The organism is Neobacillus sp. (assembly GCF_031988165.1).
GTDB classification, from domain to species: Bacteria; Bacillota; Bacilli; order Bacillales; family Cytobacillaceae; genus Neobacillus; species Neobacillus rhizosphaerae.
This window is the reverse complement of sequence record NZ_DALZYO010000051.1, coordinates 20,811-31,542: the sequence shown is the minus strand read 5'-3', so window position 1 is coordinate 31,542 and position 10,732 is coordinate 20,811. Positions and strand designations below refer to the sequence as shown.

7 protein-coding genes, 1 pseudogene and 1 riboswitch are annotated in these 10,732 nt (G+C 34.4%); all 8 genes and pseudogenes read left to right on the top strand.

The window, feature by feature from the left end; translation table 11 throughout:
• Positions 1-530: 530 nt before the first annotated feature.
• The gene (locus tag RTR43_RS22775; RefSeq protein WP_312475623.1) at positions 531-1,355 is read left to right on the top strand and encodes an AAA family ATPase; all 825 of its coding nucleotides are present in this window, start codon (positions 531-533) and stop codon (positions 1,353-1,355) included.
• Positions 1,337-1,429, top strand: a pseudogene (locus RTR43_RS25710) (hypothetical protein); the annotation flags it as partial. The gene RTR43_RS22775 and the pseudogene RTR43_RS25710, both read left to right, overlap by 19 nt.
• Positions 1,430-1,453: 24 nt before the next feature.
• Positions 1,454-2,212: a hypothetical protein gene (locus RTR43_RS22770; protein WP_312475621.1), complete on the top strand. Its 759-nt coding sequence runs from the start codon at positions 1,454-1,456 to the stop codon at positions 2,210-2,212.
• Between the two features lie 2 nt (positions 2,213-2,214).
• On the top strand, positions 2,215-2,439 hold the full coding sequence (locus RTR43_RS22765) for a hypothetical protein (RefSeq protein ID WP_312475619.1): 225 nt from the start codon (positions 2,215-2,217) through the stop codon (positions 2,437-2,439).
• Positions 2,436-4,799, top strand: coding sequence for a UvrD-helicase domain-containing protein (locus RTR43_RS22760; RefSeq protein ID WP_312475616.1), 2,364 nt, complete (start codon positions 2,436-2,438; stop codon positions 4,797-4,799). Before RTR43_RS22765 ends, RTR43_RS22760 begins: the two co-directional genes overlap by 4 nt.
• Before the next feature lie 699 nt (positions 4,800-5,498).
• Positions 5,499-6,587: a tyrosine recombinase XerS gene (xerS, locus tag RTR43_RS22755; protein ID WP_312475614.1), complete on the top strand. Its 1,089-nt coding sequence runs from the start codon at positions 5,499-5,501 to the stop codon at positions 6,585-6,587.
• 557 nt (positions 6,588-7,144) lie between these two features.
• A riboswitch (M-box (ykoK) riboswitch) is annotated at positions 7,145-7,312 on the top strand.
• A 309-nt stretch (positions 7,313-7,621) separates the two neighbouring features.
• The gene (locus tag RTR43_RS22750; protein WP_312475612.1) at positions 7,622-9,346 is read left to right on the top strand and encodes an ABC transporter permease; all 1,725 of its coding nucleotides are present in this window, start codon (positions 7,622-7,624) and stop codon (positions 9,344-9,346) included.
• Positions 9,347-9,357: 11 nt separating this feature from the next.
• The gene (locus RTR43_RS22745) at positions 9,358-10,653 is read left to right on the top strand and encodes an ABC transporter ATP-binding protein (protein WP_312475609.1); all 1,296 of its coding nucleotides are present in this window, start codon (positions 9,358-9,360) and stop codon (positions 10,651-10,653) included.
• The last annotated feature ends 79 nt before the right edge of the window (positions 10,654-10,732 follow it).

The window sequence follows — 10,732 nt, the reverse complement described above, 5'->3', positions numbered from 1 at the left end:
CGGTTTGTAACCATTTTCATTCTCTGTGGTGAAGCGCCGGTTTTTGCGCTTCATGGATGGCTAACGGGTGCTTTAGTGAAAGAAGAATTAATTGACTTTAAGATTGAGATCATATTTTAGTTTTTCCATTAAAGGGCGCTTTAATTGAGCAAGGATCACAAAGTTATCAAACTTTTTTATAAAAGGATGATTCAATTTAATTTAGAAAAAGCGTGTTTTGATCAATCTATTTTCAAAACACGCTTTTTTTTATTTGTTCTTTTATCAAGGTTTATTAAGGTAATTTAATCAAACTTTATTCCAAGGCTACATTAACATTTTTTATTAAACAAACGTATACGTTAGATAAACAAAAATGAGTACAATATTGTTTGATTTCTAGGACAGAAAAGGTTTAATCCGGTGTCAAAATAATATTAACAACTTAGGTGTCATGATATATTTACCAAATGTTACATCTTTTATTGGAGGATTTTAGCTAGAAATGTCTAATATTGTCCTTAAGCATAGTTTTTTAGGGGGCAAGTTATATGTATTTAGCTGAAATGAAGCTTTGGAATTTTAGAAAATATGGTAGTGATAATGGTGACCCTGGTCTAAACGTCATGTTCAATAACGGCTTAAACCTGCTAGTTGGTGAAAACGATTCAGGGAAGACAGCCATAATCGATGCTATCAAATATATTTTAGGAACACAAAGTAACGATATTAATAGGGTTTCAGAGAAAGATTTTTTTAAACGGGCAGATGGAATAAGAGAGCGAAACCTTAAGATTGAATGTATCTTTAAAGGAATTTCTCCCGCTGAAGGTGCTCACTTTCTAGAGTGGCTTACGTTTGATGAAGATAATAAATATGAATTGCGAGTACGACTTGACTCTAAGTATACTGAGAACCGAATAGTTACCGACATAAGAGCTGGAATAAATGGTGCAGATCTTCAGCTTGATGGAGATGCAAGGGAACTACTAAGAACGACTTACTTAAAGCCGTTAAGAGATGCGGAAAATGAATTGACTCCAGGTTACCGGTCTCGCCTTGCTCAGATCTTGAAAAATCATCAATTATTCAAGTTAGATAAAGAAGAAGATCATCCGTTAGTACACTTTATTAAAGAAGCGAATAAGCAAGTGGATCTGTATTTCTCAGATGATAGCATAACAATAAAGCAACAAGATGGAACTGATGGACAAACAATAAATGTTACTGGAAAGCAACTTAGTGATGATCTAAACAGATACCTTACTGAAATCTTTCCGCAAGGCAGCAACAATACTGCTACTTTTAACATTTCATCTGTTGAATTATCTGATATTCTGAGGAAACTAAGTTTAGTATCATTGCGGATATCATAGGCAAGCCATTACATAAATTTGGTGTTTCGATTGTAAATGTTGGTAGTACTGCGTTCCTTAGATACTCTCGAATATTTACACGTCAAAATGGTTCTTCAATGAATATTCCTGTTGCGGTAATTACAGACCTAGACGTTCGACCTATTGAGTACTACAATGATCAGGCGAATGAAGTAACTACTAAAGTATATTGTATAAACGATAGTAATATCGAGGAATTACAGAATCAATTTCCGGATATTTCCTTTGATGCGATTAAAGATGAGGTTTTTAAAAGTAAATCCTCTTTTGAAGAGGCACTTCAAACAATTAAATTAACTAAAAGAGCCCCAATAGGGTTTAAGAATTACTGTGTTGAGAAAAGCCAATGTGAGATTAACATGGAGTTTATTGAAAGTATTCGACTAAAAAATCGTGAAGCTAAACAGCGACGTTTTGTACAGGACAAAGTAGAAGCTTTTATTTCATCTAAATGGACATTAGAATATGATATTGCTCTTAGTGATTTACGTGATTACATCTTTAAATCCATATGGGCTTCTCGAATAGAGAAAAATAGTGGGGAGATTGAATTTAACGAAGAAGTATTCTCTGAACAATTAGAATCCGAACTACACGAGCGAAAGAAGTATTGGGAGGAAAATGAACATACACCAAAAGAGATTGCTTATGAGATTTACATGTCACTGTTGAAAGGAGGCCTATCAAAGGCCATTAATGCGCAGTATTTGGCAAACCTACTGTATAGAAACAAAGAAAGGGTTCGTGAGATATTGGAGAGAGATGAGTACTTAAAGTACCTTGTAGATGCAATTCACTATGTTACGAATACTACCGGCACCTTAGGAGGTGAATAAATGTGATATTTGAACTGATTACGGAAGATGAAATAGCTGCTGCCGAAAAAGTATTTCTCCCTGAAGGTGTCCATTTTAACGAGCAACGAAAGCAGGTAATCAAATGCTTGGAAACTAAGGATATTAAAGCAGCTCCAGGAAGTGGAAAAACAACGGCGTTGTTATCTAAAATTTCATTCTCGCTAATCGTATGCCATTTAAAGATCAAAGTGGAATCTGTGTATTGACCCACACGAACGTGGCAATAGATGAGATTAAAAGTAAACTTGGACCTAAAGCAGATATTTTGTTTAAATATCCAAACTTTTTTGGCACATTTCAGCAATTTGTCGATAAATTTTTAGCTATACCATATTACGCAATGGTCACGAAAAGTAGAGCTGTTACCATGGATGAAAGATATTACGAAGAGAAAATGAATAAGCAAGTTATGAGTAATATTAGAGGTGTCAAAGCTCAAACCTTAAAAAATACCCGCTATTTTCTACTCGGCAACAAGTTAGACCCGTCAAAAGTTAGGATTCAGTTGGAAGAAGGAAGGAGATTGTTAACATTAGGATTAAATGGTAGAAAAATTGAGGTAAATCGCCCACGAAGGGGGATTGCTAAGAATTTTTCAATGAAGGAAAAGGAAGATATTATAGACTTTTTGGACCGTTTAAAACAAAAGGCTTTATTAGATGGAGTTTTATGCTATGATGATGCTTATTTTTTGGCAAATCGTTATCTAGAGAAATATGGTCAACTATTAAAAGACTTATTTATTCATCGTTTTAAGTTCGTTTTTGTGGACGAGGCTCAAGACACGTATTCTCATCAAAGTGCAATTCTTGAAAGTATCTTTGATGATAGAGTTGTAGTTCAGAAATTTGGAGATACTCATCAGTCCATTTTTGGCAATAAGGGGGCTGATGAGGAAAATAGTTGGACTCCTATCGACGGTAATTGTCTAAAGATTAATGATAGCCAACGATTTGGAGTTCGGATTGCTCAGAAACTTAGGAGAATTTGTGCTGACGAAAACCATGAATTATATGGAAGTAATACGGTTCCATCCCTAAAGCCTCATATTTTACTATTCAACCAAAGTAATTCAACACATGTTTTAGAGCGATTTGCTGAATTAGTTTACAAAAATGGACTTCATATGGCAGATGAGAGTGGGAAGATTGGATCGTTTAAGGCAATCGGCTGGCGAGGTAATAGAACCGACAATGTTACTGAGAAGCCATGTCTTAATACCTACTGGCCTTCTTACAACAAAAAGGCTTCTGAAATAGAATCTACTTACCATAATAATCTTTGCTCATATATTAAAAAAACATTAAGGAATGTAGAGGTGCAACATTGTTCAAAAGTGTATTATGACTCCATTATTAATGCAATTATTCGTTTCCTTTACCTTGCCGATGTTAGAGATACAACAAGTGGGAGAGAAAGGCATTTCCACAGAAGTTCATTATTGAAATATTTAAAGAAAAATCATAAAGATGAATATTTCCAGATGCAGAAACTTATAAGTGAATGGGTGCTGAAAATCCATTCTCATGTAGACGTTTATAACAACGAAGTGCTTGAGGCTCTAAAAAATTTCTTAACAATTGATTTGAAAAGAATTTGGCCACAGATTAATCTCATTAGACTTACACATTTTCTTGAGAGCTCTGATGAAGCAGTTGGTCAGGAGCAGGAAGTAACAACAGTAGGTAACCAATATATATCCTCTCAATACCCAGAAATTAAGATTGACATTAATACAGTTCATGCAGTAAAAGGAGAGACACATAGGGCGACACTATACCTGGAAACATTTAATTATGAAAGGGACCTAAAAAAGTTGTTGCCCTTTTTAAAAACAAGAAAACATTATCAAGAATTTTTCGAAGATAGGGACATAGTATATTCATATCAACAAGCACAATCTGTATGTAATAGTATAGCACGGCACTTTCGAAAAACAGTATTAAAAGAACACATTTGTTGTATAAAAGAGCTAACAAGATATAGAAGAACTCTTATGGAAGAAGAAATTTGTCCTTTTGCAATTGCCTATGTCTATTGGAGATTAAGACTTCAAGGTTTCAAGAAATATGAGTATGTCGACAATTGGGGGACTACTCCATTCTTTAAAGAAAGTGCTCAAGATTATGGATATCCAGTCTATTCTTATAAATTTAAAGAATGGTTACGAGAACTACAAGAAGAGAATGTAGTACTTACCGATAATATATCTTCTTCGAGAAACACATATATGTGGGTTTTAAATCATTTAATAAAAGAATTGGTGATTGCTGAATTTTACCGCTGCTTAGAATATGGTTTGAATTGGAGAGATAATCATAATAAGAATTATACTATTAATTCTATCTATAGCTTGAAATATATGCCAAAGCTTCTAATTTACAAAGATTCAAATCAATACTATTGTATAAAAGAAGCAAAAATAGAACTTAATGAATTAAAAAAAGAAATGACAAAAATCACCTGCATAAACTCAAACCTAAAGATTAACAGGAATAGAAAAACAATAAGAACAGAATATGATAAAGAGCAAGTGTATAAAACAAGGAAGTTTCCAATTTTATGACTAAGAAATATTGTGTATTTCAACTTTTAAACAATTAATACTGAAGGTTAACGAACTTTTGTGTCACTAGTAAGTAGAAAAATGTTATCTATAATTTTCTGGAAATGAAATATGAATAAAATATGTTAAATACATTCCAGTATTAATCTCTTTTGCAAGTAGAAATAAAATACCTAATTCTGGTCCTGACTAAGAATAAAAGTGGGGAGGAATAAAATTTCGTCCGGACTTTTATGTCATTTTCAAGATTTCTATTTCATTTTGTCCGGACTTTTATGTCATTATTATTGCCGCAAAGGTCCAAAGTATTATATTAAATAATGAATAAAGTGGTTTAACTGGTTGTAAACCACATATGGAAGAAGCGTCCGGACTTTTGTGTCATTTTTGTCCGGACTTTTGAGTCACTCGTCATGTGTCAAAAAAAATGCTGCGAAATAAAAATAGACAAAAATAAATGACACAAAAGTATTAAATATTAAGGACTTTTGTGTCATTTTTACAATCCGAAAAAACTAAAAGGGAAGAAAATTACCTTAAAAAGACTTTTGTGTCATTTTATTTAGTACTTTTGTGTCACTCGTCAACTAAAGGGGGCTTTTGTTTACCAAAAGGGGTGCCTTTAAAAAAGATTATTACGTAAAATATAAATTTGACGTAATAATCTATATGCAGTAAGATGTAGAAGTGAGGTGTTATATGGTAAATCAGACAAAACAACAAAATTATAAAAAATTGCAAACCTTACTTAATGAATTACCCTGGTATGTTGAAGAATTTATTAATCATAAGCTAAGAAAACTTTCTACAGCATCATTGTTCAATTACTGTCACGATTATAAAATTTTTTTTAATTGGACGATTAGTGAGCAATTATGGACCGGTACCGTTAAGGAAATACCCTTGGAGCGATTAGAACAAATGACAGTTCTTGAGGTGGAAAACTTTTTAAACTATCTTCACTATCAATTAAATAATAAAGAACTTACTGTGAATCGTAAATTATCTGCATTAAAATCCCTGTTTAATTATTTGCAAAATATTGCTGAAACACCAGATTTAAAGCCGTATATCAATCGAAATGTGATGGCGAAAATAGAATTCAATGAAGTGAAAGAAAGCATGGAAACGAAAGCAAATAAAATGGAAGGAAAAATTTTACTTGGGGATGAATATGAGAAGTTCCGCTTATTTGTGGCCAATGATTACGGTGAATTGAATAAAGATAACAAAAAAATATTTAATTTTTATCAGTTAAACAAAGAACGTGATACGGCAATTGTATCGTTAATTTTAGGATCCGGACTGCGTCTCTCGGAGTTAATTGGCATTGAATTAGATGATATCGATTTTAGCAAGTATTGTGTAAGAGTAATCAGAAAAGGAAATAAAGAACAATTTGTTTACTTCAGCCAGGTTGCCATGGCCGACCTGCAAGAATATCTAGCTATTAGGGCTGCTAAGTACCAAGTTGATAAAAATAATAAGGCTTTGTTCATTTCTGCTCCAATGGGTCCTAAAGGAAAATCACGTAGACTTACCGCCAGATCCGTCGAAAAATTAATTGAAAAGTATGCAACTGCCTTTGGCAAACCATCCTTATCCGTACATAAGTTGAGACATTCGTTTGCTACCAGATACCATGCAGAAATCAATGATGTCCCAAAGTTAAGACGGCAATTAGGCCATTCATCGATTCAAACAACGATGATTTACACGCACATTAAAAACGATGATCTAAAAATTGCTGTCGATAAAATGGATATGCCGAAAGATATAGTTGAATGAAGAAAAAAATTACAATATATAGCAGCTGCCATTTATGGACGTGCAGCTGCAATTTTTGTTTTTTAGTTAACATAATATTTATTATGTTAACTTATTTAAAATTGTCTCATCGACTAAGTATACTTAAGATAATGAGACGATATAAATTTTCATTAAAGTCTATTAATATCATTTAATCATTATTTTAATGAGTGGTTTTAGTTCATATAGATTTTAACTTGCTACTCATAACCAATAGAAATTTTTTTAGACTGCTAATTTTTAATAATTTATTCAAATGTGAGTTTATCTTGATTTTTTTGTAATAAATATAATAATTGTCATTTATTTCTTTTATTCGATTTCCCTATTATTACTTTTACTTATACATTTCAAAAGGATAAATCCCGTATTTTGCTACCTTCTTTATAAAATCGACCCCTCCCCTGCTTTCATTAATCCCTTCTTTTCTTTTTTTGTTAGCTAAGAAACAAATATTTTCAACTTTCGTTTTGAATAGTTTTTTAAAATTAATGATTGACAAATAAAATATTCAGAAGTATCATTCCAATGAATGAATATATCCTCGTTAGGTGAGGCTCCTATACAAACATAGGCCACTGCCCGGAAATATCGAAAGATGCCAATGGGTAGAACAGGAATTGTCGGATTAAGGCTTTTCATAAGGTGGCTAAGGGTTACCCTTTACGTTGTATAGTGCCAAAACTCAACTTGGGGGAATTGGTTTATTTGCTATGAACTTATGCCCCTAGGAAGATTCCTTGGGGCTTTTTCATATGTATAAGATAAGGAGTGAACTGGAAAATGGACAGTAGTTATCGAATATGTAGTATGTTGAATCATTCGTTTTTATCGTTAAGCAGGAATTCCGGTATTCCCCCATCGTGAATTAGGTCTGTCTATTTTCAGTGTGCCTTCAAATCCTTCCCCATCTGAAAATATACCCCCTTTTTCCCTTTTTGATGAAGGAATACTGAACTTCCGTGCTAAAAATTCGGGAGTTTTTATTTTGCTTTGAAAAGGGGCTGTTTCCTATGCAACTCAATACTTTCACAAATGCTAATCAAAAAAATAAATTTGGTTGGGCCGATATTTTTGTTATTTTCTTATTATTAGCAATTTTATATGCCTCTGCCAAACTTGGTTCAGGAATGAGGGTTCCCCTCTCTACAGTACAACAATCAAATTTAAGCCTTGATCTGAAATGGCTACCTTACTATGCCGGTCGTTCGCTCCTCCGGATGTTTATCGCATTTGCTGCATCCTTACTCTTTACCTTTGTTTATGGACGAATCGCTGCCTATAACCGGACTGCAGAAAAATTTATGATTCCTGCAATCGATATTCTGCAATCTGTACCTGTACTTGGATTCCTATCCGCTACAGTTCTTGCTTTTATGGCGTTATTTCCAGGTAGTTTGCTAGGTGTAGAGTGTGCGTCCATATTTGCCATTTTTACCGGACAGGTCTGGAATATGACGTTTAGTTTCTATCATTCTCTTAAGACGATTCCTCGTGATTTGGATGAAGCAACAAAAATTAATCGATTGGGTCGTTGGCAACGATTTTGTAAATTAGAATTACCGTTTTCGATGATTGGTTTAGTTTGGAACAGTATGATGTCGTTTGGCGGAGGCTGGTTCTTTCTTGCAGCCAGTGAATCCATTAGCGTTCTAAATCAAGATATCCATTTGCCAGGGATTGGATCGTATATGGCAATGGCTGCAGACGAAGGAAATATCATGGCTATCATTTATTCAATTTTGACCATGATCCTCTTAATCGTCGTGGTCGATCAATTGTTTTGGCGTCCCATTATTGCATGGAGTCAAAAATTCAAAAATGAACAGGTAGAAGCAAGTGATATTCCGACCTCTTGGGTATTTGATATCTTAAAACGGGCAAGATTTGTTCGTTTTATCAACCAAAAGGTACAAATATTGTTTCATGATTGGTTTATCTTGGGTAAGAAAAAAACATCAAAAGGTTCTATTCCGGTAATCCCTGAACACATAAAAAAAATCTTCAAATGGTTGCTTATGGCTCTCATTGCCACGATGGTCGGTAAATATATTTTTGAAGGGATTCTAGAAATTATTAAATTAAGCGGGAAAGAAATCCTTCATGTTGTCTATCTTGGTTTATTGACAGCTTTTCGGGTGTTCCTATCAACACTGTTTGGAGTCATATGGACACTTCCAGTTGGTGTCTTTATCGGGACGAATCCTCGTCTCGCTCGTGTTGCTCAACCAATTATTCAAGTTTTGGCGTCATTTCCTGCCAATATGGCTTTTCCAATCTTCATTATTTTATTTTTAAAGCTAAGAATTTCGATGGAGATTGGTGTCGTCCCTCTAATGATGTTGGGTACACAATGGTATGTACTTTTTAATGTCATTGCAGGCGCTATGGCGATTCCATCTGACTTGAATGAAGCAAGTTCGATACTAAAATTAACACGTATTCAGAAATGGAAACGGCTTATCCTCCCTGCTGTCTTTCCGTTTCTTGTTACCGGTTGTATTACTGCAAGCGGTGGCGCATGGAATGCAAGTATTGTTTCAGAAATTGTATCTTGGAAAAATAATACCCTTCAAGTGTCAGGATTAGGTTCATATATCGCTCAAGCAACAACAAATGGTAATTGGCCAGAAATTATCTGGAGTATTATTGTGATGTGTTTATTAGTTGTAATGGTAAATCGTCTATTTTGGCGCCGATTATACGATTTGGCTGAAAAGAAATATCATTTGGATTAGAGGTGAAAGTTATGAAAAAAACATTAATTGAATTAAACCAAATTAGCAAACGATACATTTTACCCAATCAAACTAGTGGTAGCATTTTAGAAGATATCAATATTAATATTAAAGAAGGAGAATTCGTTTCAATATTAGGCCCTTCAGGATCAGGAAAATCGACACTGCTCCGAATTATTGCTGGCCTAGTCTCCCCTTCTCAGGGAACTGTTTTATATAACGGAAAGCCCATTGTTTCAACCAATCCTGGAGTAGGTATGGTGTTTCAGTCTTTTGCATTATTTCCTTGGCTTACTGTTCTTGAAAATGTGAAGCTTGGTCTTGAAAATAAATCCTTAAAAGAAGCAGAAATAATGCGTAAAGCACTCTCAGTAATTGATATGATTGGTCTTGATGGTTTTGAAGGAGCCTATCCAAAGGAGTTATCTGGAGGAATGCGACAACGTGTAGGTCTTGGCCGTGCTCTCATTATGGAGCCTGATATTCTTCTCATGGACGAACCATTTTCAGCCCTTGACGTATTGACTGCAGAGAATTTAAAGAATGATTTGCTTGAGCTATGGACGGAGAAGAAAATCCCAACCAAAAGTATTATCATGGTTACCCATAGTATTGAGGAGGCAGTATATATGTCGGACCGGGCTATCGTTTTGTCAAAGGACCCCGCTCGGGTAATAGCAGACATTCCAATTACCATGCCACATTGGCGTGATAAACAAGAGTCTTCATTCACATCTTTAGTCGATCGCATTTATTCTATTTTGACAAAAAAAGAAATCAAATCCCCTGATACTACTGGAGTACAGAAGAAGAAGATGGAGAAAGTTCAGCAAGTTCCTGCGGGGGCACTCACAGGTTTCATCGAATTGATTGCCGATCTTGGCCAAAAAGTTGACTTATACAAACTAGCAGATCAATTAAACCTAGATCTCGAAGATTTCCTGCCTATTGTTGAAGCGGCACAAATGCTACACTTTGCCCTCATTCAACATGGTGATATCGAGTTGACCGAGGTTGGTCATCAATTTGCTGATGCTAGTGTACTTGACCGTAAGATTCTGTTTAAAGAAAGTGTTCTGAGTTATATTCCAATAATGGAAAAACTAGTATGGATTTTACATTCGAAATCAAATCATAAAATGGAGCGGGAATTTTTCGTGGAGATTTTTGCGAAACATTTTGGAGCAAAAGAAGCTGAGCTTCAAATGGATATCTTAATCGATTGGGGAAGATATGCAGAGCTTATTTCTTATGATGAGAATGCCAAGGTACTTTTCTTAGATCATGATTCAACAGCTTCAGGATGATAGAAAAAAGTTAGTTTGTCGTTTTTTAGTTTTATTAGTGCTTAGAAAGCTTTCCAGCTTTCTAAGCACTAGATAGTTA

Bases quoted from the DNA above. Each gene is read 5' to 3' on its own strand.
- RTR43_RS22775 (WP_312475623.1), top strand. From the start codon at position 531: ATGTATTTAGCTGAAATGAAGCTTTGGAATTTTAGAAAATATGGTAGT.
- RTR43_RS22745 (WP_312475609.1), top strand. From the start codon at position 9,358: ATGAAAAAAACATTAATTGAATTAAACCAAATTAGCAAACGATACATT.
- RTR43_RS22750 (WP_312475612.1), top strand. From the start codon at position 7,622: ATGCAACTCAATACTTTCACAAATGCTAATCAAAAAAATAAATTTGGT.
- xerS (WP_312475614.1), top strand. From the start codon at position 5,499: ATGGTAAATCAGACAAAACAACAAAATTATAAAAAATTGCAAACCTTA.
- RTR43_RS22770 (WP_312475621.1), top strand. From the start codon at position 1,454: ATGAATATTCCTGTTGCGGTAATTACAGACCTAGACGTTCGACCTATT.